Annotated in this window: 17 protein-coding genes; 12 read left to right on the top strand and 5 right to left on the bottom strand. The window is 60.3% G+C overall.

Annotated elements, in window-relative coordinates; all coding sequences use genetic code 11:
* Positions 1-31 precede the first annotated feature (31 nt).
* The 5 genes from FJ959_RS27095 to FJ959_RS27075 all read left to right on the top strand — a co-directional run bounded on the left by FJ959_RS27095 (position 32) and on the right by FJ959_RS27075 (position 6,004).
* Entirely contained in the window at positions 32-1,906 is a 1,875-nt protein-coding gene (locus FJ959_RS27095) for a helix-turn-helix domain-containing protein (protein ID WP_140633072.1), read from the top strand.
* Between the two features lie 112 nt (positions 1,907-2,018).
* Positions 2,019-3,032: a flavin reductase gene (locus FJ959_RS27090; protein WP_140498492.1), complete on the top strand. Its 1,014-nt coding sequence runs from the start codon at positions 2,019-2,021 to the stop codon at positions 3,030-3,032.
* 4 nt (positions 3,033-3,036) lie between these two features.
* Complete coding sequence (locus FJ959_RS27085; protein WP_140581327.1) at positions 3,037-4,548, top strand: aldehyde dehydrogenase; 1,512 nt, start codon at positions 3,037-3,039, stop codon at positions 4,546-4,548.
* A gap of 42 nt (positions 4,549-4,590) precedes the next feature.
* Positions 4,591-5,673 (top strand): LLM class flavin-dependent oxidoreductase, encoded by a 1,083-nt coding sequence (locus tag FJ959_RS27080; protein WP_140498491.1) that lies wholly within the window; start codon positions 4,591-4,593, stop codon positions 5,671-5,673.
* A gap of 16 nt (positions 5,674-5,689) precedes the next feature.
* Entirely contained in the window at positions 5,690-6,004 is a 315-nt protein-coding gene (locus tag FJ959_RS27075; protein ID WP_140633069.1) for an NIPSNAP family protein, read from the top strand.
* On the opposite strand, the gene FJ959_RS27070 is transcribed toward FJ959_RS27075, so the two are convergent.
* Positions 5,990-6,652, bottom strand: a complete 663-nt coding sequence (locus tag FJ959_RS27070; RefSeq protein WP_140581325.1) for a cysteine hydrolase — start codon at positions 6,650-6,652, stop codon at positions 5,990-5,992. The two genes, FJ959_RS27075 and FJ959_RS27070, sit on opposite strands and share 15 nt — an antisense overlap.
* Positions 6,653-6,873: 221 nt before the next feature.
* Between FJ959_RS27070 and FJ959_RS27065 the strand changes: the two genes are divergently transcribed.
* The 3 genes from FJ959_RS27065 to proX are packed head-to-tail and all read left to right on the top strand — an operon-like array spanning position 6,874 to position 10,117.
* Entirely contained in the window at positions 6,874-8,067 is a 1,194-nt protein-coding gene (locus FJ959_RS27065) for a glycine betaine/L-proline ABC transporter ATP-binding protein (RefSeq protein WP_140525291.1), read from the top strand.
* A 2-nt stretch (positions 8,068-8,069) separates the two neighbouring features.
* Positions 8,070-9,008 (top strand): proline/glycine betaine ABC transporter permease, encoded by a 939-nt coding sequence (locus FJ959_RS27060; protein WP_140498487.1) that lies wholly within the window; start codon positions 8,070-8,072, stop codon positions 9,006-9,008.
* A 56-nt stretch (positions 9,009-9,064) separates the two neighbouring features.
* A complete protein-coding gene (proX, locus tag FJ959_RS27055) occupies positions 9,065-10,117 on the top strand; it encodes a glycine betaine/L-proline ABC transporter substrate-binding protein ProX (protein WP_224519139.1) in 1,053 nt (350 codons plus the stop codon).
* A gap of 285 nt (positions 10,118-10,402) precedes the next feature.
* On the opposite strand, the gene FJ959_RS27050 is transcribed toward proX, so the two are convergent.
* Complete coding sequence (locus tag FJ959_RS27050; protein ID WP_140525292.1) at positions 10,403-12,112, bottom strand: alkaline phosphatase D family protein; 1,710 nt, start codon at positions 12,110-12,112, stop codon at positions 10,403-10,405.
* Entirely contained in the window at positions 12,109-16,284 is a 4,176-nt protein-coding gene (locus FJ959_RS27045; protein ID WP_140633066.1) for a GMC oxidoreductase, read from the bottom strand. The genes FJ959_RS27050 and FJ959_RS27045 overlap by 4 nt, the downstream gene beginning before the upstream one ends.
* A 416-nt stretch (positions 16,285-16,700) precedes the next feature.
* On the opposite strand from FJ959_RS27045, the gene FJ959_RS27040 reads away from it, so the two are divergent.
* Together FJ959_RS27040 and FJ959_RS27035 are read left to right on the top strand one after the other, a co-directional pair.
* Complete coding sequence (locus FJ959_RS27040; RefSeq protein ID WP_181169654.1) at positions 16,701-20,453, top strand: adenylate/guanylate cyclase domain-containing protein; 3,753 nt, start codon at positions 16,701-16,703, stop codon at positions 20,451-20,453.
* Positions 20,454-20,499: 46 nt separating this feature from the next.
* On the top strand, positions 20,500-21,186 hold the full coding sequence (locus tag FJ959_RS27035) for a Crp/Fnr family transcriptional regulator (protein WP_140513449.1): 687 nt from the start codon (positions 20,500-20,502) through the stop codon (positions 21,184-21,186).
* Positions 21,187-21,451: 265 nt separating this feature from the next.
* Here FJ959_RS27035 and FJ959_RS27030 read toward each other — a convergent pair whose 3' ends face one another.
* Together FJ959_RS27030 and FJ959_RS27025 are read right to left on the bottom strand one after the other, a co-directional pair.
* Positions 21,452-21,724 (bottom strand): hypothetical protein, encoded by a 273-nt coding sequence (locus FJ959_RS27030; protein WP_140513451.1) that lies wholly within the window; start codon positions 21,722-21,724, stop codon positions 21,452-21,454.
* 224 nt (positions 21,725-21,948) lie between these two features.
* Positions 21,949-22,686: a Crp/Fnr family transcriptional regulator gene (locus FJ959_RS27025; protein ID WP_140498481.1), complete on the bottom strand. Its 738-nt coding sequence runs from the start codon at positions 22,684-22,686 to the stop codon at positions 21,949-21,951.
* Between the two features lie 223 nt (positions 22,687-22,909).
* Between FJ959_RS27025 and FJ959_RS27020 the strand changes: the two genes are divergently transcribed.
* On the top strand, positions 22,910-24,262 hold the full coding sequence (locus FJ959_RS27020) for a substrate-binding protein (RefSeq protein ID WP_140513453.1): 1,353 nt from the start codon (positions 22,910-22,912) through the stop codon (positions 24,260-24,262).
* Positions 24,263-24,447: 185 nt separating this feature from the next.
* A complete protein-coding gene (locus tag FJ959_RS27015; protein WP_140561321.1) occupies positions 24,448-25,323 on the top strand; it encodes a branched-chain amino acid ABC transporter permease in 876 nt (291 codons plus the stop codon).
* Positions 25,324-25,326: the final 3 nt, after the last annotated feature.

Raw genomic sequence — 25,326 nt, 5'->3', positions numbered from 1 at the left:
TATGGCGGCGGCATGACCCCCGGTAACGAATATGACTGTGGCGCGCCATCGACCAGGAAGGCTATGTAACGATCGAGTACCGGCAAGCAGCGAGGTTCTGTTGAGCGCTTTGGATCGCCCGCTGTCACGCGTCCTGCGCGACGTGACCAGCCTCATCAATTCCAGCGTCGACCTCGAGACAACGCTGCAGCACCTTGTCGATGCGGCATGCCAGCACGATGCCTGGTCGATGGCGGCGGTGATGAGCATCGATCAGGCGGATGGCAATGCTGTGGTCGTGACCCGGCATGATCCTAGCCAGTTGACGAAGTCCTATCGCAACCGCTGGACGCTGGCGACAAGTCCATCCCTCATCGCGTTGACCCGCAATGATCCGGTGATCATTCGCGATGCCCAGGAGAGCATCGAATTTCCGGGCTATCGGGAAGAGGCAATCCAGCGCGGTTATCGCACTGTCGTGGTTTTGCCTCTGGGCTGCCGGGACATGGAAGACCGCGCGATGGTCTTGTCGGTGCAGTCGCGCGACGTTGTCGATCTGTCAGCGGCCGATCTCGCATTCCTGCAGACGATCGTCCATCTGGGCGCCATAGCCGTGGACAAGGCCCACAGGCTAAGGGCGGAACATGCTGCCGCCGCGCAACTCCAAAACGCACTTGCCGCGCATTCCTCCCTGATGCACCAGGTCCTGTCGGACGGTTCCGTCGCATCCGCGGCTTCCATGGTCGAAACCTTCCTGCCGAACGCAATCGTCGTGGTGGATCTGACTGCCAACCTGGTCGTTGCCGGACGTTCGCCCAAGCCGGGCCTCATCGACACCGACCGCTGGCGCGAGGAGATGGACGATTGCATGAGCCGCCAGTTTCTCCGTCTTGCTCGCGATATCTCGGACCAGGCCGGGCTTGAAATGCGCAAGCTGTACCTGAACTGCGGCGGCCATCACCTCAACCTGCCGGCGGCGGTGGAGCCGTTGGTCGTGGATGGCAAGACGGTAGGGGCGCTGATCGTGTTTTCGCTCGACGCCAATTTCGGCGACCTCGATCATCTTCTTCTTCAGAGCGCTCGGTTCGCGCTCAGCGTCCAGTTGATGCGCAGCCATTTACGGTTCCAGACGGAATCGCAGACTTCCAGCGAATTGTTCATGGAAATCGTTTCCGGCAACTGGCGCAACGTGGACGATTTGACGGCGCGGGCGCGCCGGCTCGGCATTGACGTAAACGCCACCGCCAGGCTGGTCGCGATCGGCCTCCCGGAAACTGTGCCGGAAAAGGGCAAGACCATACCCGAACTGCACCGCTCCATCATGCGGCTCGCCGGCCAATTGGCGCCGCAGGCGACCGCCGCCGCATTGGGCGAGATCATTCTGTGCCGCATTCCCGACGCGCCCCGCGACGCGGACACGGTGGTCAAGACGTTTGTGCGCAAGCTGATCGAGGAAACGCAGTGGCTGATCGGCACCAAGCCGATCATCGTGGCGGGTAAGACCTGTTCGAGCATTCACGACTATCCCCAGGCATGGCTTGAATGCGAGCGCATGATCCGTCTTGCCGTCCGCTTCAACCGTACCGGGTTGCTTGCGCCCCAGGACTTCGGTCCTTTTCCGCTGCTGCTTTCGGCGGCCGACAGCAAGGAAGTGAGGTCGTTCGTGGATATCGCCATTGGCGCGGTCGTGCGTCACGACGAGGCGCATGCAACGGACTATATCAGGACCCTGACCGTCTTTCTGGAGCACGGTTGCCGCAGCCAGGCCTGCGCGGACGCGATGGAATTGCATGTTACTACGCTTCGTTATCGCCTGAACCGTATCCAGGAACTGTTTGGCATCGAGATCGATTCACCCGAACGTCGGTTCGCGCTTGAACTGGCAATACGCCTCAACGAGACCATTGCCCGGGAGCAACCTGTCTGATGCGGTCTCTGCTTCGTGTCCTAGGAGTCTGACTGCCGCCTCTCCTGCGTAGAGCAGGAAGACCCTCTCTCACGTCCCTTTATCCTTCCACCCTCCTGGAGAGGCAGGACGCATGACGGACAAGAGGGAAAAAGAGCTGAGCACGATCGATCCAGTGGAACTGCGGCGAACGTTCGGCACCTTCGTCACGGGCATCACGGTGGTGACGACGCGGGACGAAGATGGTTCGCCGCGCGGCATGACTGCGAATTCCTTCACCTCAGTCTCCCTTGAGCCGCCGCTGCTGCTCGTCTGCATAGGAAAGAGCGCCAGCAGCTTTCCGGCATTCAACACGGCCGAAGGCTTCGCCGTCAACGTACTGCACGAGCGCCAGAAGGAGGTGGCGAGCCTCTTCGCCTCGAAGTCACTCTCCAAGTTCGAGACGATAGCCCATACTACCGTGCATACGGGCTCGCCGGTGCTCACCGACAGCCTTACCTGGTTCGACTGCACGGTGCATGACCGTATCGAGGCGGGAGACCATGTGATCCTGATCGGCCGGGTGCGTGCTTTCGGCACCAGCCCTGCCGCTCCGCTAGGGTTTTGCCGGGGGCGCTATGTCTGCGTGGAAGACCCGATGCCGCCTGGCTGGACGCCTTCCCATCGCATGATCATCGGCTACCTGGTCGAGCATGACGGCCGCATCCTGCTGCGCGACGATGGCGCCGGAGGCTGGGAACTGCCGACGGCAACGCACCGTAAGCCGGGCGACATGCTCAGCTTCGAAGGCGGCGGCGTGGTTGCGCCGCTCACCAGCGATGCGTTTCTCTATTCGGTCTTCGATGTGGCCGACCAGCAGCCCGGTTATGTCGTTTACCGTGGCGCGCTCGCGGGCCCGCCCGGCGAAATTCCGGATTTGTCGCCGTCGCTGAGGTTCTTTGCCCATGAAGAGCTGCCTTGGGACAGCATTCCGATCAGGCAGATACGCGCAACGCTGCGCCGTTACCTGCATGAGCGCGCGGACTCTCGCTTCGGGATCTACGTCGATTCCAGCGATGGCGGCCGGGTGGCGATGATAGACGGCGCCCCGCGTCCGTGGCGGTCGCTTAACGGCTTGGCCGGCGACCGAGAAACCGCGAAGGGATGAGATGATGGACCTGACGCTGAAAATGATCGAAGGATCGCGCCAGGATCTTTTGATTGCCGGGGAGCGCGTCGCGCCGCGGTCCGGCCGCTACATGCCGAGCTACGATCCGACGAACGCGGCGCCTTGGTATGAGGTTGCCGACGCCGGGGCGGATGATGTCGACGCCGCCGTGCAGGCAGCCAAAAGAGCGTTTCACGATCCGGCCTGGCGCAGGCTGACGCAGACGGATCGCGGCAAGCTGCTGCGCCGGTTGGCCGATCTCATCGCGGAACACGCCGATGAACTCGCGGCCATCGAGACGCGTGACAACGGCAAGCTTCTGAAAGAGATGCGTGTGCAACTGCGCGCGGCGCCGGACAGCTATCTCTATTTCGCCGGAATGGCCGACAAGCTGCATGGCGAGACCATACCGGTCAATAAGCTCGATATGCTGAACTTCACGCTGCGCGAGCCCATCGGCGTGGTGGGCATGATCTCGCCGTGGAATTCACCGCTGATGCTGCTGACCGGCACGCTCGCACCCTGCCTGGCAATTGGCAATACGGTCGTGGTCAAGCCATCAGAGCATACTTCCGCGTCCACCCTTGCCCTCGCCGAACTGATTGCAAAAGCGGGCTTCCCGGCTGGCGTTTTCAATGTCGTTACCGGCAAGGGCGCCACGGCGGGCGAAGCGCTGACCTTGCATCCCGATGTCGCCAAGATCGCCTTCACGGGCAGTACGGCAACCGGCCGCCGCATCGCCGCCAACGCTGCCAGCCGACTTGTTTCGTGTCAGATGGAACTGGGCGGCAAGTCGCCTCATGTCGTATTCGCCGATACCGACATCGAGCGCGCGGTGAACGGCGTGGTTGCCGGCGTGTTCGCCGCTGCCGGGCAGACCTGTATCGCAGGCTCGCGCTGTTTCGTCGAAAAATCCATCTATGCCGCATTCGTAGAAAAGCTGGCGGATCGTACCAGGCGCGTGCGTATCGGCCATCCGACCGATGAGGCCACGGAAATCGGTCCGCTGGCGCTCGCTGCCCAACTCGACAAGGTCGAGCAGTATGTGGACTACGGCGTCGCCGATGGCGCGCGGCTGGTTGCCGGAGGCCACCGGCCGCGGCGGGACGACCTCCCCGGCGGCTGGTATTACGAGCCCACGGTTCTGGCGGATGCGCGCAACGACATGCGCTTCATGCGCGACGAAATTTTCGGGCCCGTCGTGGGCGTCGTGTCGTTCGACAATGAAAGCGAGCTGATTGGGCTTGCCAACGACACCCAGTATGGGCTGGCGGCGGGTGTCTGGACCCGCGACATCGACCGGGCGCTGCGCTTTGCGCGCAACGTTGATGCCGGCACGGTCTGGGTCAATACGTATCGCTCTGCTGCTTACATGTCGCCCTCCGGCGGGTTCAAGGAGAGCGGTTACGGCAAGCGCGGGGGCTTCGAGGTTATGCGCGAGTTCTCCCGCCTGAAGAATGTCGTCATCGACTACTCCGGCGCCACGCAGGACCCGTTCGTAATCCGTTTGCGCTGACGCTCATCCGACGGTTCCCTAATATTCGAAAAGGTCATTGCCATGAAATTTTCCGTTTCCCTGAACATGGAGAGGTTCAGTCCCGACAAGGATATGCGCCAGGTGGCGGCTGAGACGCTGGAACTGGTCCGTATGGCCGATGCCGGCGGCTTCGAGACCGCCTGGTCGCCCGAGCATCACACGATTGAATTCACGATCGCGCCCGGCCCGTTCCAGTTGCTGGTCTGGTGGGGAGCTCATACCGAACAGATCCGGCTTGGCACCGCCACCATCGTCGCGCCGTACTGGACCCCGATCCGTCTCGCGGGAGAGGCCGCACTTTGCGATCACCTGACGGGAGGGCGGCTGGAATTCGGCATCGCCCGCGGCGCCTATCAGTATGAATTTGACCGTATGGCGGGAGGCATCCCGCAACAGGAAGGCGGCGCCTACATGCAGGAACTGCTGCCGGCAGTCCAGAAATTATGGGCAGGCGACTACGCCCACGAGGGTAAGTATTACCACTTCCCGCTGGCAACCTCGGTGCCGAAGCCCTTGCAGCAACCCAACCCGCCCATCTGGGTGGCGGCGCGTGACCCCGGCACATTCGATTGGGCGGTGCGCAATGGCCACAACATCCTCTCCACGCCGTTGTCGCGGCCGGTCGCGGAAATCGGCATTCTCGGCGACAAGTTCAAGAAGGCGGTCCAGGATCATCCCGAAGTGCCGAGACCGCGGTTCATGATGCTGCGCCGCACTTGCGTGTATGAACGTCCCGAGGACTGGGAACTGCCGGTTCGCTACAGCTATCAATATGGGCGCAGCTTCGAGAACCTGTTCCAGAACATCGGCACGGTGAAGAACGGCTTTCCTGAAGCGGTTTCTTACGACACCGTTGGCAACAGCGGCGACTACGATCCGCGGTCGATCCGCGACAATCTCCTTTTCGGCACCCCGGACGAGGTGGTCGAAAAGCTGATGGTCTATGAAGCGGCGGGCGTAGACCAGTTCTGCCTCGGCCTCGCCTTCGACCTGCCGTTTGAGGTGCAGAAGAAATCGCTGGCGCTGTTCATCAAGGAAGTGATGCCCGTATTTGCGATGCGCGAGAAGGAAGCGGGCAGGGAAAAGTCGCGGGTGATCGCCTGATGGGAGCTGTCACGCCATGATTGTCGAGGAACGCATCTACAAGATAAGGGCCGGCCGTGTCGCCAGGTACATGCAGCTTATCAGCGAGGAAGGCCTTGCCATCCAGCAGCCGATCTTGGGGAACCTGATCGGCTATTTCCGCACCGAGATCGGACCTCTCAACCATGTCGTGCATCTATGGGGCTATAGCGACCTGAACGACCGCGCCGAGCGGCGTCAGCGGCTGGCCGAAGATCCCGCGTGGCGGGCGTTTACCGTCAAGCTCACCGAGAATATCGAAACGATGGAAAACCGAATCCTGATCCCGACCGATTTTTCACCGCTGCGGTAGGTTCAAGACCTCGCTTCCCGCTTGCCCGACCGCGAAAGAATTCAGGAGCCGGTCCGTGGTCATGACCCAGCCGTAGTTGCGTGCGAAAGCATCGAGCATGGCCTGCCGGCTGGGCGGATGGTTGGAAGAAACAGCATCCTCCACCACAATCGTGGGATAACCGAAATGCACGGCGTGACGGCAGCTATCTTCGACGCACATCTCCGCTACCGTGCCGACGAATACCAGACCGTCCACCGCAAGCAGCTTGAGCGTCTTGGCAAGATCCGTGGCATGAAAGGCGCTGAAATAGACCTTGTCCAGCACGATATCGCCATCCTGTGGCGCAAGCTCGTCAATCACCTCCGCGGCATCCCGCATGCCCTCGACATCGCCGTAGGAGCGCATGAAGCCTGGTACGCACGCATGGGTCGGCGCATCGGTCAGCTTGATCCAGGTCAGCTTGCCGGCGAGGGCCTGATACAGGGAGTCGGCAACGTATCGCGTGAATACCACCGGCTTGCCGTTGCCGCGAAACGCCGCAATGAGTCTGCCGATCGAAGGTATGGTTTCGCGCGCGGATGCAACCTCCATCGGCGCATGCCTGCGCACGAAATCGTTCTGCATGTCCACGACCATGAGGGCAGGGTTTTTAAGCGAAGCCAGCACGCCGTTTCTCCATACGGGCGCCCCGGATTATACCTATCCGGGTAGCGGAGAGCCTATACCATCGAACCCGCGAGCCGTATGCTTTCCTTCGTAGCACTGGGCTACGCGGGTATCCTGCCGAACGGGGGAAGACGGCGGGTGCAGTTCTATCTTCATTAATCGGGATCGTGGCTCTGGAATGTGCTGACTATCGTCCGCCAGGCCAGGAGTGGAGGACAGGTGTGACGGATCGCATAACGGTCGAGGGCGTGTACAAGATTTTCGGCAGATCGCCGGAATCGGCTTTGGCCATGCTGAAGTCTGGCGAGACAAAGGAAGCTGTGCTCCAGAAGACCGGGCAGGTCGTCGGCTTGAGCGACGTGTCGCTGTCCGTTCCCGTCGGTTCGATTTACATGATCATGGGCTTGTCCGGCTCCGGTAAGTCGACGCTTGCGCGATGCATCAATCGCCTCATCGAGCCGAATGCAGGGCGCATCCTTATCGATGGCGAGGAGATCACCGGCGCCAGCGAAGCGCGGCTGCGCGAAATCCGCCGGACGCGTATCTCCATGGTGTTCCAGCACTTCGGCCTGTTGCCGAACAGAACTGTGTTGGAGAATGCCGAGTTCGGCCTGAAACTGCGCGGTGTGCCAGCCGCCGCGCGCAGGAAGAAGGTGATGGAGGTGCTGGAGGTCGTCGGGCTGGCTTCGTGGGCAAATCATCTTCCCGGTACGCTGAGCGGCGGCATGCGTCAGCGCGTCGGATTGGCCCGCGCACTCGCCACGGATGCCGATGTCCTGATCATGGACGAGGCTTTCAGCGCGCTGGACCCACTCATCCGCAGCGAAATGCAGGACGAACTGCTGCGCCTGCACAGGACTTTCCACAAGACCATCCTGTTCATCACGCATGATTTCCAGGAGGCGCTGAAGCTCGGAAGCAGGGTCGCCATCATGGCGGATGGAATGGTGATGCGCGAAGGCGTTCCGCAGGACATCGTGACCAAGCCCGGCAATGACTACGTCGCAGCCTTCACCCGCGACGTCAACCGGGCCCATCTGTTCGATGCGAGTTCCGTGATGGTGGAAAGCAGCCCGCTCCGGCTAGACGGACGTGCGTCCGGCGGCCGCGATGCCGATGGCGAACCGGTGTTCATCGTCGACGATTCGATGCAGGTCGTGGGTGTCGTCGGACCACGCCAGTTGCCACGCCTCGCCGATGGTTCGGCGATCCAATCATTGATGAGCAAGGACTATGAGACGGTATGCGGCACGGAAAAGCTGTCGGTGGTGGCCAGCCTGTGCCATCGAGACCGGCCGATAGCCGTTGTTGACGAGGGCGGCCGATATTTGGGGCGTGTCGATCCACTCCAGATCCTGTCCCGCATTGGCGCTCCGGCGGCGGCTTCCTCGCAATCCCGGGGAGCGGAGGCCTGATCATGCTGGATGTCGATAATCTCTATGTCATCCCGCTGGACCAGTGGATCCAGGTCGGCGTCCGCTGGCTGGCAATGCATTTCCGGCCGCTTTTCCAGACCATCAAGTGGCCCGTCGAGACCCTTCTGACCGCGATCGACCATGGACTCCATGCCATTCCGTTTCCAATCCTGATCGGGATCTTTGCCCTCATCGCATGGCGCTCCGCATCGCGTGGCGTGGCTATATTCACGCTGCTTTCGCTGACCCTGATTGCCTTCATGGGCCTGTGGGCGGAAGCGATTACCACCCTGTCGCTCATCGCCACGGCAATCGTGGTGTGCGTCATTCTTGGCATTCCAATCGGAATCCTGTGCGCGCGCCACGATCGCGCCTGGACCATCGTGCGGCCGGTGCTCGATGTCATGCAGACGACGCCCAGCTTCGTCTACCTGGTCCCGGTGGTCATGCTGTTCGGCGTCGGAACGGTGCCTGGGGCAGTCGCGGTCATCGTGGCGGCGATATCGCCGCTGATCCGCTTCACCAATCTCGGGATTCGTCTTGTCGACAAGGAGATGGTCGAGGCGGGGCGGGCCTTCGGTGCCACCGATCGCCAACTTCTCTGGGAAGTCCAACTTCCATTGGCCTTGCCAACCATTCTGGGCGGCCTCAACCAGACAGTACTGATGGCTATGGTCATGTCGGTGATCGTATCCATGATCGGGGCCGAAGGGCTCGGACTTGTGGTCCTGCAGGGGCTGGGACGTCTCGATGTCGGCATGGCTGCCGTCGGCGGCATCGCCATCGTCCTGCTAGCCATGATCCTCGATCGCATCACGCAGGGCCTGGCCAACCAGGACAAGGCCGGACCAACCCGGGGCATCCGGGCCGCCCTGGCTCAGTTGCTGCGTCCCAGAAATGAGGAAGCGGGGAGTTTCGAAACGAACCACCAGCAGGTTTGAACACCGTCTCGATCAGGCGGAACGACGCAACAAATATCACAACAAGGGGAGAATACATGTCGGCGAATTATCGATACCGCAAAGGGCTGAGACTGGCCTGCGCCATGGCTGTTGCAGCAACCATGATGGGTGGGCAGAGTTTTGCGCAGGATAAGCCTGGCGAAGGCAAGACCATTCGTTTCACGTCCTCCGACAGCCTGGGCGCCAACTATATTCAGGACCAGGTCCTGATAGCGGGCCTCGAGAAACTCGGTTACGACGTAAAGTTGTCGACCATGAACATGTCGGCGATCCTGCAGGCCATTTCGCAGGACGACCTCGACATGACCGGCGACATCAACTGGCCGCAGGCCGAGCCCGCCATCGCACAGATCTCGGATACGGTCGAACTGATCAATGAAGGCACGATCGCGGGCGGCGGCATCAACGGCTACATGATCGACAAGAAGACAGCCGAAGCCAACAACATCACCAATGTCTCGCAACTGAAGGACCCGAAGATCGCCGCCTTGTTCGACACCGACGGTGACGGAAAAGCCAATCTGGTGAATTGCGATCCCGCTTGGAAGTGCGGTGACGTCGTCGATTTCCAGGTCAAGGAGTTCGGCTTGAGCGATACGGTGCGCTCCATCCGCGCCAAATACGAGCCGCTGATCGGCGAGGTCTTTGCACGGGCCGACCGAGGAGAGCCGATCCTTCTTTACACCTGGAGCCCATCCTGGATCGTCTATCGGCTGAAGCCCGGCAAGGACGTGGTGTGGCTGCCGATCCCGTATGACGCTCTTCCCGAGGGCGTATCGAAACCGAAGACGCACGAGGTCAAGGACGTGGTTGGCTGTGCGGGGGGGCAGAACCCATGCCGCATGGCGGTTGGCCCATGGAACTGGCGCACGCTCGCCAACAAGAAGTTCCTGGCTGACAATCCGGCGGCCAAGAAATTCATCGAACAAGCGAAATGGTCGCTGGACATCTGGAGCCAGTGGGAAGGCGATCTGGGGGCCGGCAACAAGACCGACGCCGAGATCAAGAAGATCGCCAACGACTGGATTGCCGCAAATCAGTCGGAGTTCGATGGCTGGGTAAAGAATGCGGCTGCCGCCGGGAAATAATCCGGGCAGGCCTCTATCGTGGCCTGTTATCACAATGGTGGCGGACCCTGTCCGCCACCATTGTCGATTGAGGAGACCGATTGCCGGCCAAGCGTTTTCGCTTCATGGCGACGTTTCCTTATGGGGAGCGGCTACACAGGCTCATGCAAAGGGCAGGCGATCGTTTGGACATGCGGCCTCAGAGACGATTATCTCGGGATAAATAGCTGCCGCCGCGCCTGATCGAGCGCGGGCCGCTTGGTATAGTGAGAAAAACTGAGTGAAGCCTTATTTCACGCGCAGCTATTACTCTAGGTCGCGCGTGAAGGTTCCGTTCTCCTTGAGCCCCCCGCTGTCGTGGAACTTGACATCCAGACGCCAATGCGAACGGCGGCGGCATGTCGTTACAAGCGCGAAACCGTCGCCAGGGGCGAAACTTGTCTGCACCTCGCAACAATACGGCCCCTGCTCAGGATCGGGATCGGGAAAGCAAAAAGTCTCATTGGCCTGGAAATTGTCGGCAGTTCCGTTCGCAAACGGATATGGCGCGTACAGCGCCGAACTGTGGATACAATGCAGGATGCTCTGCTTGCCGGTTTTGCTGTTTGTTACACGAGCGGTGACCAGGCTGCTCACGTGCTCGTCACCCGACAGGAATACCAGTCCCTTTATTTCCTTGTTGCACACGAACCTGAGCAGTTTATGTAAGGAAAACGGGTATCCATCCCACGCGTCCGAACGCAAGGCACAAGTGGGGGCCTCGGCCACCTCCCGCCGCCGCGGCAGCACTGCCGAGGATGTGAGAACAAATTTGGGCATTTCGGTGTGTTCAGGCTTGGTAAGCCATTCACAAAGTTTGGCGAATTGCGTTGAACCCATGATCCGCGCTTCGCACCAGTTCGAAACCGTCCGTCCTTGACGTTCGGTGCGCGTGTCGCAAAGGAAGAATGGCATACCGTTGTGGGTTAAATCGTCTCGCCAGATGTGTGCCGGCAGGCGCTTTTCCAGCACCTCGGTCTTGCCACGTTCGTACCTGAAGTAAGCCAGCTTCCCAGGCTTTATGACGATATCATTCTTGCGCATCGCCGGGTCAGGGTCTTTTGCCCAATTGTCGCGAATCTCATGATCGTCCAGCATCATTTCAACCGCCATGTCCAAGCGCTGCATCACCGCCTTCACACCGCGGCTCTGGCCCCGGCGTTCGTAGGGTATTCGGAATCGGTCGTTGACTACCTTAGGGTCGAAAAGCCCTGCCGTAGCGTCGATATATACCTGATCGCCGGCCAGCAGCAGCAACGTTGGGGCGCCGGGTTTGCCCAGTAGATCGCCGAGCGCGAGCAGAGACGCATCCGCGGGCCCTCGTGTCGCATGCTGACCGTCGGGCATGTGGTCGAGGAAATCACTGGGGTATTGGCAACTTGCGAGAGCGAATGAAAGGTTCGATACCGCGCGGGCATCGCTCTTGTGCCGATGGCTTCTGTGCGACCTTCCAGGCCTGCCGACGATCAGGCCACCTCGCAAATCATCCAATGTGTCAGTCTCGAGCGCATACCGAATAGCCTCGGCGGCCCTCTTCACCGCGTTCTTGGCATGCGAACCTGTGTCGAGGATTTCAGGTGGTGATCCCGCCGCGTCGGGCAGTTTCGGTAACCGAGCCAAGCCGCCAATACCCTGCGCCTGAACGTACAGCAGCAAGACCAGTACCTGCTGCGCTTCAGGCCACTCATGGAGCGGAACTTCAAATACGTAAGGAGATGCGGGTTGCTTAATATAGTAATGCGGAAGACTATTATAGAGGCTATCGTCGCTCTGTCCTTTCTCGTCGCCGCGGCTCGTAACCGGCGGACCGATCATGTGCAGGCGGTCGCCCTTTGCGTAGACGGGAACAATGAAAGCTGCATGAGGCAAGCCCCGCCCTCCGCTATCGGCCGCTTGCACCAGGATCTTGCCCGCCTCGACCTCTACGCGCACCCCGAAGGCGGGCGCCCTGGCTTCAGAGGGGAGAGAATGCGTCATGGCTTTTCCTCCAAGGGCCCCGGCATATCGGAGATATCCGGCATTCCTAGGTATTTCGCTATAACGCCGCAGATCGACGAGGCGTCTTTGCCGATCAGGCAATCCTGATGACCGTGGCCGGCAATGCACCAGGTCAGGTAGGACGGTTGGCCGAGCGCCAGGAACTGGCCGCTTTTGTCAATAAGATCCCTGATTTCTTCCTCCGATTGCACCGCCTCGACCGCATGCAGAGATGAGTTCAAATGCGGCACGCCGGCCCCTTTGAGCATATTTCGCATCAGTCTTAGCGTTGAGGGGGCGACCAAACCGTTTTCCGCTCCATGGATCGACATCATCGGGAATCTCAGTCGATCCCTCACCCGGTCCGGCAGCACATAGCGATTTATGCCGGCGCGATCGGTCACGGTGTTGAAGCCAGCAAAATGTATGACCTGCGAGACTGTCTCGACGCTGAGCGGGCCGAAAAAATCGTCGATGTGGTCGAGTACGAGGTCAGAGAGATTGTTGAGCGAGAAGGTGCGTGCATAGAGCGCGTCCATCCGATGTCTTGTGCCGACCCAAGGCGTCGCTTTGCCTGGGGGCCAGAGGGGATTCTCGCGCCGATACTCGTCGGACGGCAGCCACATTGCCGAGAGCGCTCTGTCGAGCAATTGACCGGCGAGCGAGATATCGCCATGCGGACTAAACACATAGTCTTCAAGTTGAAGAAAATAACGTACATATCGCATCACATATGCGGCGAGCACATTTGCCGAACTCAACAGCATTGCCGGGCCGACTTGCGAAAACACCACGCGCCCGATCTTATTGTGCAAATTCCTTCGATCATGCTCGCCAAGCACTGCCATGCTGAACATTGCCGCGCCCATGCAATGGCAGACGACATCGAGCCTTTCCTGCCCTGTCGCAGCCAGCACGTGTTGGACGGCGATCGGAATGTCATTCTCCGCCATCTCCTCAAAAGACCAACCGCCTGTGGCGGTAGTCAGGCCTGAACTCGATCGCATATCGAGCACCCAGACATCGCGCCCAGCATCACACAGCGATTGAGCGAGGTTGCCGGGTACGGCAGCATGAGCAAATGTGGTGCCGCTCGCACTGTAACCATGGATGAGCAAGACGGGGCGTTTCGGGACGCCCTTCTCGATCACCTTTGCGGAACTGCCGTCATAGCGGGCCAGGCGAATGCGGATCGGCGGGCTGAGCTGACCTTTCAAGGTCAACCAGTCGATTTGGGGCGCAGGTAAGCCCGGCACCGCCCCGGGCAACCGTTGTGGTTCACGCGCAGATGGCGGGTCGGGGCGGCGAAAACTCAGTGCATGTATCTGAAGCACGACGCGAAAACCGTAGAGTATGAAAGAGGCCAGATCTGCCAGTGCCGCGACACGGTCTTGCTGCCCCACTATCCGCAGCAGAGGCACCGATTGCCGCGCCAGGTATCGTTTGTTTAGCTCTAGCGACGGTAGCTTCTTGCCAATGACGGTCTTGCTCATCTGCGGGAAAACTTCGACCGACATCTCCATCAATTGCTGCCAAGGGCTGGCGCCGCGCGCATAGGTGAGCCGCTTCACCGCTCTGATTTTCTTCTGCGTGAACAGAGAGCTGTCGAACCTCGCGCCCGTGCCGAGATCTTCCGGCTCGACAACCTTGTCGATGTGCAAATCGTATTCGATCAGGCGGACCCCGCCCGCACGCGAGCACAGGTGCAGAATGTCGAGCAGTCTGAGATGGGATGCCCCTCCGCTAGGCGGCGTGAAACGCAACCATTCCTGGCCCTGGCGGACCAAGCGGTAAGCAAAGTCGCGCATCCCGCGGTTGAGCGCCCACGCAAGGATAGCGCGCAGCATTCGGGGCACGGGGCGCGATTTTTCCAGATCGAACAGGTGGAGCGATCCCGAGATCTCCGCCTCGAGCGCAACATGGCTTTCATAGGCCTGATCTGCAATGGGGTCGAACTCCTTTCCTGCACGCAGAATGCGCAGCCGACCATGGGCAATCGGCAAACACCGTCCACGGGGCGTTTGCAGCGCGTAGAGATCGGTGAGCACCACCGGCTTGGTGGTTAGCGTCAGTTCGACCATGTGTGGTTTCACACCGTTGCCGCGCATAGCCAGAGGGACCTTGCCGCGCACCTGTTCGGTCAGTTCGATGCTGGTAGGCGTAGGCGCAGGGTTCGTCCGCGGCGTGGAATATATCGGCCGCGTTTCGCCACGAGAGTTCCCAGGCAAGGGGGCGTTGATCAAACGGCCGCCACTGAGTTGCCATTCCCCCTTGAGCTCGGTGATCGCTCGCAATGCCAGAACGGCTATGGTCAAGGCGGGATTGATGCCCAGCGACGTGGGCACGACCGAGCCATCGAGCACGATCAACCCTTCGTGAGTGCGTCTGAGGCCGACCGCGGCGGCATCGAACACGCGGCCGCAATGATCGGTCACGCCTTGGCGAACGTCGTCACCCATGGCGCAGCCCCCAAGGGGATGCACCGTCAGCAGTGGCCCGCGTTGGCGACCGAACACGGCTTCGAGCCTGTCGGACAAAGGTCGCCACAACAGGTTGTTCACCAGCCGTCCGCCCAATCCAGACTCTCGAAGCAACTTGCCAAGGCGCGCATGATGGTTCTCCAGCCGGGGGTCCAGTCGCAACTCCGGCCAGCGCACCGTGAGCATCCCGTCGGCGCGCAATTTTTCAGCATCCTTTTGCATCCCGTCGGCGCGCATTTTTTCAGGATCGCCTTGCATCTCATCGGCGCTGTTTTGCATCGAGGGCCCTAGCGCAAGTGCTCCCTCCGCGTCGTCGCGGCCGATCATGGCCAGCACCAGGGAGTTGGTGATGGCGGCAGGATTGACGGCTGCGTCGTCTACTCGTGAAGGATCCGGCTCATGCTTCGCCCAGTCGCCATCGGCGACGCGATTGAGCACATCGAATGTGGTGGCGCTTTCCTCAAACAGGCGGCGCAGCGGTCCCGGTACGGCAAGATCCTGGATTACCAAGTCAGTAGCCGCGTTGCCGTCGCGCAGATCGATCATTGCGGTTATTGTCGGGCCGACCGCGCGACCGCAATCCTCGCTTTTGGTGTTTGGGGCCGGATCCTCGGTTTCATCAGCGACGCCATTCACCCTTGCCGCCAAATCATGGGCAACGACGAGCATGTCACCATTGGCGGAGAACTTGCCTCCCAGCTGATCGGAGAACTTTATCCCGCGGATTTGCGAGCGCATCAAAATTTCCGTCGAGCCGAATGTGCCTGCTGCAAGGATCACGCGCCTCGCCAGCAGCGCGAACGGGTTCCGCTGGTTGTCGCGTAGATGGCCATCGGTGTGATTGACGTCCAACTGCCATCCTTCGCCCGCGCGCAAAACGCGCAAGACGGTGGCGCCAGTGACGATTCGTACTCCGCTTTGTCGAGCCAGCCGCAACAAATTCAGGTCGAGGGATTCTTTGGCATTGTAGTTGCAACCAGTGGCGCAGTCGCCGCAACGGCGACATTCGCTCATCGCGACCCCGGCGTGGTTGGTGTGGCAATCGGAAGCGACGGTTATGTGAGCGGGTCGTGCTTTGCCACCAGCCAAATTTCTAATTGCTTCGGACTTGGCCAGGAAAGGCTTGGTGACACGTATCGGCTTGGCTCCCAGCCAATCGCCCAGCCGTTTAGCCGTCTCTGTGAGCGTCGTATCTCTGCGGATTTTGGTGGGCCAGCGTGCTTCCCGGAAAATCTCCGGCAGCGGCATCTCCATCACGCCGGCGTTAATTAATGAGCCTCCACCCAAGCCACACGCGACGAGAGCTACCGCGTCGTCGCTGCAGCGCAAGTCGTAAAGACCATCGAACACGCCGCGTTGGCGTTTCGCAAAGGGGGTGGCAAAGCGGACGTGGCCGCCCAGATCGGCCAATCGCGAAGGGAACATTCCGGCCAGGTACTCCTTGCCGCGTTCCAGTACGCAGATTTTTAAAGATTGGCCTTGCACATCCTTGCAGGCGCTCAATTCGGCGGCAGCCACCGAGCCGCCATAGCCGCTGCCAACGATGGCAACATCAAAGTCATATCCGCCCTTGACGGTTGTCCTTTCCCTATCGGCGATCTGCGGAAAATCGTGGACCAATGTCTCGAGTCGGTGCGAGAGCCAAGCCGTCGCACGTGGCGGCTCCGGCGCTGCCTTGATGTGTACAGGCAATGCGTCCTCCCTAATTTAGATATCAATCATATACGAAATTTGGTGTAACGTCAGGAAGTCACGCAATCTATCGGGGCGATATTCATTCCCTTTAGTAAGTGCGCGGTCGGCGGTGCCTTTCTCTGCCCTGAAACCATGGGCACGGCTGCGGGAAGGAACCCATGGAGGGTACTTGCGAGCTACTTGAGAGTTTTCTGCCGCTGGAATTACTCGGTAGAATTCACGCACTTCGAGCGGATGGCCCAGTAGCCGTCGAATTCCCGGCTGCAGTGGTGTTTGTCGATGTGTCCAGATACACGGCCTTGGTCGAGCAACTAGCACGACGGGGGCAAGAAGGACTTGAAAGAATCCCGAGCCTGCTTAGTCACTCCTACGCGCGATGCGTAGAGCAAGTATACAATCGTGGAGGCGAGATTTTGTACCTCGCTGGCGACGAACTGCTAGCCTACTGGTCGGCGGATGTCCGCGGACTTGAAAGCGCGGTGCGAGCGGCGACAGCCTGTGCCAAGGCAATCTGCGGCGGCCAGAACGAGCGTTTGGAGGACGGAACAGCTGAAATCGCACCCGCGCTGCATGTTGGAGTAGGGGCGGGGGCCCTCTGGGCGGCGGCTTTAGGCGGTCAGCCGGTCTGGACTCTCTTTGCAGGCGGAGATGCCATCATGCAGGCCGCTCAGTCCCAAGCGGCTGCGCGCCGATGGGAATATGTACTTTCCGACAAAGCCAACTTGGCCCTTGCGCAGCCGTCTCAATCGCGGCGCAGTCGGCCTACGCTGGCTTCTCCGCCTCCGGGCTGGCTGGCAAGGTTTTTGCCTTTGCAGCTCAGGGACCTGCTGTCCGAAGCCGACTTGCGCTCAGTTGCCGCGGACAGCGCCGTTGCCATCCGTTCCGAAGAAGATCGTCCAACGACCGCCCGCTTAGACGCCCTGGCGGAGATTAGGCCGATCACCGCCCTTTTCGCGCGAATTGCCGGACTTGACCATCGTCAACCTCAGGCGCTTGCGCGCTATCAATTGCTATGCGCGACCCTCCAGGAGGATCTGCGTTCGCGCGGTGGGCCGGCCGGCGAGTTGCTCTTCGACGACAAAGGTCTGATTTTCTTTGCGACGTTCGGAGCGCGAGGCAGTTTCCACCGCGACGATCCTTGCCGTGCCGTCGATGCTGCTCGCGCGATCCGTCTGACGGCCCAACGCTTGGGCCTCTCCGCGTCGATGGGCGTGGCTACCGGCGATGCGCTTTTTAGTGTTGTCGGAAGCGCACGCCGGCGCCAGCTGATGGTGATCGGCGCGCCCGTGAATCGGGCGGCGCGGCTTATGACGGCGGCATCGGCAAACGTTCTCTGCGATGCACCAACAGAGCGAGCCAGCCGGACGGCGTTTTGGTTCGAAGAACACGGCACGTTGCAACTGGACGGACTTGGGGACATGGCAACGGTATTTTGTCCCATGGATCCGCGCGCCCCGGTCCAACCTCTTAGTCCGCTGATTGGTCGGCAGAGCGAGCTGGAGTTCCTGAAACGTACGTTCGAGGAGACCCGCCGTGGAGGCAGGCGTTTGCTCGTTGTCTTGGGTGAGTCGGGCATTGGAAAAACCGCTTTGATCAGAGCTTTCACGGACGAACTGCGCTCAACCGCAATCGAGGTTTTGACCGCGCGCGCCGAACGTGACGATCGCCGGACATCGCTCCTGCCATGGCGGCGGGTGCTTGTGTCCCTTCTCGGCCTACCGTCCGACAGCGATGGATTTGCGGTGCTTGATGTCGTCACACAACGGGTTCAAGGCAACTCGTCGCTCGTTGGGCGACTGCCCTTGCTAGGTGATGTTCTGAGCATCGAAATTCCCCAAAACGACGGGACGCGACATCTGGAGGGACCTCATCGCGCTGATGCCACCATGCGTCTTTTGGGTGATCTCATGGATAACTTGGCACCGCGCCCGTTGGCATTGGTCCTGGAGGACAGTCAGTGGCTGGATTCGGCATCGTGGCGCCTCGTCGAGTGGGTTCTCTCATCTCTGTCCTCGTTGCTTCTGGTCCTGTGCGTACGCTCGGACGAAGTTCCGGAGGAGTTAAAAAACCTACGAAGGCGAGCCGAGGCCACAAGAAGGAATACATCCGGAACGGAACCTGACGATCCCGCGCGCCTGTGTCGTATCCTGGATCTTGAGGAACTCAGCGAGGCGTCGATTTGCGAACTGGTCGCCCGCACGCTCGGGGATGTGCCCCCACATGGCGAACTGGCGCGCCGGGTCTCGGCCTTAGCCGGTGGCAATCCGTTTTTCGCCGAGGAGATAGCGCTGACATTAAAGAGCCAGGGGCTCATCGCCATACGCGATGGTTTGTGGTGTCCGATCCGCCCGCTCGAGAGCCTTCGATATTTCGAAGGTGTCGATCGGGTCATTCGGGAGCGCGTTGATCGATTGGAGACCTCAGTCCAGCACGTTCTCAGGGCTGCGGCCGTGATCGGGCGTTCATTTACCGGCGAGGCCCTGGCGACGTTGCTCGAGGGCGAGTTGGATCACGACGGTGTGGGTGCAGCTGTCGAGTCGCTCGTGGCGGCGCATCTCGTGCGTCAGGGCACTGGATCAGGGAACTACGAGTTCCGTCATGATCAAATCCGAGACGTCGTTTATGGCTCAATTCCCAGTGAAGTGCGACAGCGACTTCATGCAGCTCTGGCCGCTTGGATCGAGTCGAGCCAGTCGGCCGCCATGGGCGCGGATGTCGCGGCCCTCGTTCAGCATTTTGAGGCCGCCGGAAACAATTTCAAGGCAGTTGGATATGCCAATTTGGCAGCAATCAAGGCGCTGCAGGTCGGTGCGTTTCGAGAGGTCGAGGCGTTTCTGGAAATCTGCTTGAGATACGAGTCGAAGCAGCCTTGGAGTGCTGAGCAAAGACTTCAGTCGGTGCGTTGGCGCAGGCAGCTCGGCGAGGCCCATTACAGTCGTGGCGACCTCCATGCTCAGGGCATTTCGGTGAGGCGCGCCCTCACCTTGGCGGGCACGCCGGTTCCACGTTCCTCGGCAGCCCTTTTGATGCGGCTGCTTGGGGGTGGAATGCGGCTCGCGTTCCAACAAGTGTTCCCTCCTTCGCTATGGTCAACTCAGGGTGGTGTGCTGGACTCCTGGGAGCGAGAACTAGCTCGCTGCCTTAACCAGGCGGCGGTCGTGGACTATTTCGAGCTTCGCTTTTCGCGAGCGTTTTCCCACACCGTCGCGGCTGTCGCCCATGCGGAGCGCACGGGGCTCACCATGGAGATGGTGATCGCGTCCGCCCAACTGGCATGCGGGCTGGGAATTCTGGGGCGCCGGCGCGCTTGCAACTACTTCATGGCAAGGGCAGAACGGGTGGTGACTGCGCTCGCCGATCCAGCGGTCCATGCCCACCTGTGTAATCTCGATGCGCTCTGGCGCATCGGCCGCTGCGACTGGCTGATGGTAGATCGTCGTCTGGATCAGTCTCAAGAGCTGTGTCTAAAGGCGGGCGATCAACTAAGTTGGTGCAACGCCCAGGCCATGCGCTTCTGGTCAATGTACTACCGCGGTGAATCGGGTGCGCTGGAGTACACCGCCCAGGCGCTGCTCTCCCGCGCGCAGAACAGCGGAAACCTCCAGCAAGAGATTTGGGCGCTCCGATGCAAGTCGTTGTGTGTGCTCCACACGGATAGCCCCCGTGAAGCGGTCGACATCCTTCGGCTGACCACGTCCGCTATGGTCGGATCCGCCGATCTCGCCGACTTGGTCTCCGCCAAAGGGTCGCTTGCGCTCGCGCTTGCACGGGTCGGGCTCCATGCTGAGAGCCTTCGGGCTGTGGTCGAGACGCTACGCCTGCTGCGCGAGATGCGTCGCCCGACTGTGCACAGCACACTGCCCGGCATTGCCGGCGTGTGCGAAGTGCTTCTGCGCGGCAGGGAGGTAGGCCTCTCGCGCGAGTACGACCAGTGGCGCCACTGGGAGCGCCAAGCGCTGCATGAGCTCAAGCGTTACCGCCGCGCGTTTCCTGTCGGCACTGCTCAGTATGGGCTGTGGGTCGGCGTGGCCCATTGGCTGGACGGGCGCGGTGACCGCGCCGTCTCTACTTGGCGGCAAGCACTCGCGGCTGCACGGCGCCTCTCGTTACGCAGGGATCAGTCGATCATTGCGGCCGAGCTGAGGCGCCGGCAAGACAAGATCTAAGATACTCTCCTGCGTTGGAGTATCCGATCGGCAACTTGGGGGCGACATGGCTTTTGGCGGCGCGAACGAAAGAAATGATCTCCCGCGCCTTGCACGGATCGATCCGCGCCTGTTCGATCTTCTTTTCAGCGGCTGCAAGGTTGAACGCCACGCGGCGGGCCAGATCCTCTTCGTCCAGGAAGATCCATCCGATCGTATTTACGGGGTGACGAGCGGGACGGTGGAGATCTCGATGTATTCGCCGGGAGGCCGGAAGCTGGTGGCCAATATCGAGCTTTCGCACAGCTTGGTCGGAGAGATCGGCGCGCTCGACGGGCGCCCGCGCACCGCAACCGCCACTTGCCTGACCGTTTGCGATCTGGCCTCGCTCGGTCGGAAGCAGCTCTTCGATCGCATCGAAAAAAACCCACCTCTGGCACGCGCCATGATTGAGCTTTTGTGCGCACGGCTGCGTTGGGTCAGCGGCGAACTTGGCGATCAGGCTTTCTTCGGCATTGAGGCCAGGCTGGCAAAGCGACTGGCCTTTTTGGCCGGCGTTATGGCGGATGGCTCAGGTTGGATACCGATCTCCCAGTCCGAACTGGGGGAGTTCCTGGGCGCCACGCGCGAGTCCGTCAACAAGACGCTTAACGATTGGCGCAACCGTTCGATTATCGCAATCAAGCGTGGTGGCCTGCGCATAAAGAACGCCGGTGCGCTTCGTCACATCGCCGAGTCACAGGACGATGACTGATGTCGCCGTTCGCAATCGGCGCGCATCAGAGCCGCGAAATTAGATTGCGCAACGAAGACCGGATCGGCATGAAGGGATAGTCCTCCACCTGTCGTGGCGACGAACTGGGAACCTCCGTTCAGCATCCTGACGCCGTCCCAGGCGATTGGACCTAACACGGGCTGTCGCGCGATCTATGGTCGGGCCTTTTCTCAATAGTCCGTCGGTCAGTCGGTACCCGCTCAAGGAGGCAGAGCGGTGGCGCTAGCCACCGCTCTTATCTGGATCAATTCCGGCAGTCCGGGCTGACAGGATCGTACTGGTGTGGGCTGACCCCCATGCACTTGGAGTTCGAAGCGCCACTAGGCAATCCGATCGACCCGGTCGGGAAGCCATACACCGCTTCTTCTGAAGCCAATGAATGTTGACCCTTCAAGTCACCCGGGGCTTCGAAGTCACCATTGTCGGCTCGCAGACTGTGGACGAAGGTCGAGTCGATCGCGAACGAAGGCACCGTGAGGATGAAGAATGCAGACGCAGCTGTAATGATCTTATACATGTTTCTCTTCCTTTGGTTGATGGCATCACAAAATTCGTGATGAGAACGAAATTGGCTTAGTTTAAAAACCAACTTCCTCTTCGGGCTTGATCTTTGCTATTTTCTTTATGATCTGTCCGAAAGAGAGACTAAATTGCCTGCTCTGTCATCTCTTGTACGCCGCGGGTGAGATTTGTATGTGAAGGAATTCACGCAGGGTGCTAATATGATCGACGGGACGCTTTTCATTCCCGCTGCTTCAGCACCGGGATCGGAACGAGGGACATCGGCTGGTACTGAGCCAGTCTTCGAAGGCCCGCAAGATCAGTCAAGTCGATGAAGCGCGCGTTGCTGGTGATAAGCTGTTCGGCGCGCAATTGCTGAATGATGCGATTGAGATGGGGCACGCTCAACCCGAGCGCGTCCGCCATGATTTCCTGTGAAAACGGCAGATCGAAACTTGCTTCGTCGGCGCGTTCGACTTCCAGGAGACGCGCGTGAATCTCCAGCAAAAGGTGCGCCAACCTTTCAATCGGAGTGCGCCGACCTAGATTGACGATGTGTTCCGCATAAGTCGCTGCCTCTTGGGCGGCGAGCCAACTTAACACCAGACCGAATTGGGGCTGCTCGTAGCAGAGACGAATGTACGCGTCGAACGAGCAGACGGCGTAGGTCAGTTCGCTCACGGCAACGACCGAACAAGTGGATCGATCGAAAAAGCTGACCGGGAATCCAATGACATCACCGGGCAGGATGAGCTTCAGGATTTGCCGCCTGCCGCTGCGCAGCAACCTGTAGCGGATCGCGTAGCCGTCTTTAACAAAGCACAGGTTTCGGAACTCGGAGCCGTGAACGACGAGTTCCTCCCGTTTCCGAATGGTAAGATCGCGCTCGAAGATTGCCTCAAGACGTTTGATGTCTAGCGAATCCAGCTTCATTGCACGTGTCAGTCGGGTCACGATCGGGTGGCCGGTCAGCGGCATGCCATGCTCCAAATGTTCATGACCTTCAACGAAACTTTCCTATGCTTATTAATCCAGATCAATGAACAGAATTATCAAACGAAAGTTGTATTGACTGGCAGGCCTACGCCACTGCGAATGCCCATGCAAATAGGCCATTTTCAGCGTTTCGCTGGAAAAAACCGGTTTGCGGGAACAACAAATGAGAGCCGTCCGACGGCTCCACGCTAAGGAGGAACAGCTGATGCCGCTCGACGATCAAAATACTTCCAATATATCCCGCCGCACCATGCTGCACGCGGGCGCAGGTCTTCTCAGTAGTGCCGTTCTGCCCTTATCCAGCTTTGCGGCTTTTGCAGCCGACGACAAGCCCGCGATAGGCACCTGGCCGGCCGGGTCGGCGGGCGACACCGTCTACATCGGAGCCGCGGTGCCCCTTACCGGTGCCTATGCCGTGCAGGGTGCTGATGAACTTAAGGGCTGGCAGCTGGCGGTCGACCACATCAACAACGGCCATGAGTTGATGAAGGCGTTGGCGCCGAAAGTCGACAAGGGGTTGCTCGGCAAGAAGGTCGAGCTGTTGTCCGCCGACAGCGCCGCCAAGCCGAACCAGGCCGTCGAGCTCGAGCAGAATTTCATCCACCAAAACAACATCATCCTGATGACTGGCTCGACTTCATCGGCGGTCGCGGTTGCGCTCAACAAATTCGCGCAGCGCGAGAAGATCCTCTACGTCGCGGGCATCTCCGGCTCAAACGACACAACAGGCAAGGACTGTGTCCGCTACGGCTTCCGCCAGAACTTCTACGGCCAGACCGCAGCCAACGCGATCGGCCCGATCCTTCTGAAGACCTACGGAAAGGGAAAGAAGGCGGCATTCATGACGCCGGACTACACTTACGGTCACACCGTCACCAAGTCGGTGAACGACTACCTGACCTCTCAGGGTGGATGGGAGATGGTGACGGACCAGGTCTCGCCGCTAGGCACCCAGGATTTCAGCCAGTATCTGACCAACATCGCCAATTCGGGCGCCGAATTCATTGTCAACGTCAACTGGGGCCGCGACGCGGTGCTGTCGATCCAGCAGGCCAAGCAGTTCGGCCTGACTCCGAGCATGAAGATGGTCATCCCCTACCAGATCCCCTTCCTTGCCAAGGAAGTAGGCCCCGAACTGACAGCCGGCGTTTTTGCCGCTACCGATTTCTGGTGGACCCTGCAGGACAAGTATCCGCTCGCCAAGCAGTTCGTGGACGCGTTCCAGAAAAAGTTCGGTTATCGGCCGGAATGGGGCGCCGAAAATGCCTATGTCAGCTTCGCTCATTGGGCGCGCATGGTGTCGCAGGCCGGTAGCTTCTATCCGCCGGACGTCATCAAGCAATACGAGAAGGGTGAGACCATCCCTTCACTCGTCGGCGACGTTCACTATCGGCCGGAAGACCATCAGTGCGTGCGACCGGTCGTACTCGTCCAGGGTAAGGACCCCAAGGACATGAAGAGCGACGACGACTACTGGAACGTGGTCGAGGTGGTCGATGGCGCGCCGCTGATGCAGAAGCCTGACGAGTTCGGCTGCAACCTGGGCAGCTACACCTGATATCCCGCAGCGCCTTCTCCGCCCGCCACGGGTGGAGAAGGCGCTCGCACCGGGACTGGCTCTGGCTGGACTCAGACGGTTCGTCTCCCGGCGGTCGGTGGAATGTCGATTGTTCGCGACTTGTCAACCAAACCCTTGCTGGCGCGAGGGCAGGGCATATTTTTCATGATTAAGGTGGGCACAGAGTGATCAACTGGGCAAATTTCATCTCGCAGTGCTTCAATGGGCTCGTGCTCGGCGCGCTTCTGGCGCTGATCTCCTCCGGGCTGACCATCATCTACGGGACGCTCGGCGTCCTGAACCTTGCCCACGGCGCGATGTTCATGCTCGGAGGCTATGCCGGCTGGCTCGCCTACACCTACACAGGTTCATTCCTGGCCGCAGTGGCGGCCGGATCGCTGTTCGTGATGATCGTCGGCGTGTTGATCGAGCGGCTGATCATTCGCCATTTCTACATGCGGCCGCTCGAGGACCAGCTTCTCGTTACGTTCGGGCTCGGCATCGTTTTCGTCGAGACGATCCGCTTCTTCTTCGGCAGCCTCTCGCGCACGGTGCCGCCGCCCGCCTCGCTGGTCGGCATCACCCATCTGGGCTTCATGGTCTATCCCACCTACCGATTGGCGCTCCTCGGCATCGTCGCCCTGGCGTTGCTGATGCTCTATGTCGTGCTCTATCGCACCCGCATCGGGATGATCGTGCGAGCAGGCATCGAGGATTCGGTAATGGTCGATTCGCTTGGAATCGACGTCTACAAGATCTTCATGCTCGTCTTCGGCATCGGAGCCATGGCGGCCGGCTTCGCCGGCATCGTCAACGCACCCGTGGTGTCGATCGCGCCCGATGTCGGGGAAGCCATACTGGTCCAGACCTTCGTGGTCGTGGTGATCGGCGGCGTCGGTTCCTTTCCGGGCGCGATCCTCGGCGGCCTCATCGCCGGCGAAATCATCAGCATCACCTCGATGTTCAATCCCGGTTATTCCTATGTCATGCTGTTCGTGGCGATGACTCTGGTGCTGGTGCTTCGCCCGCACGGGCTGCTCGGCACGGCAGGGCGCGAGTAGACG

Source organism: Mesorhizobium sp. B2-2-4 (assembly GCF_006442375.1).
GTDB lineage: Bacteria > Pseudomonadota > Alphaproteobacteria > Rhizobiales > Rhizobiaceae > Mesorhizobium.
This window is presented reverse-complemented; position numbering and strand designations above follow the sequence as displayed.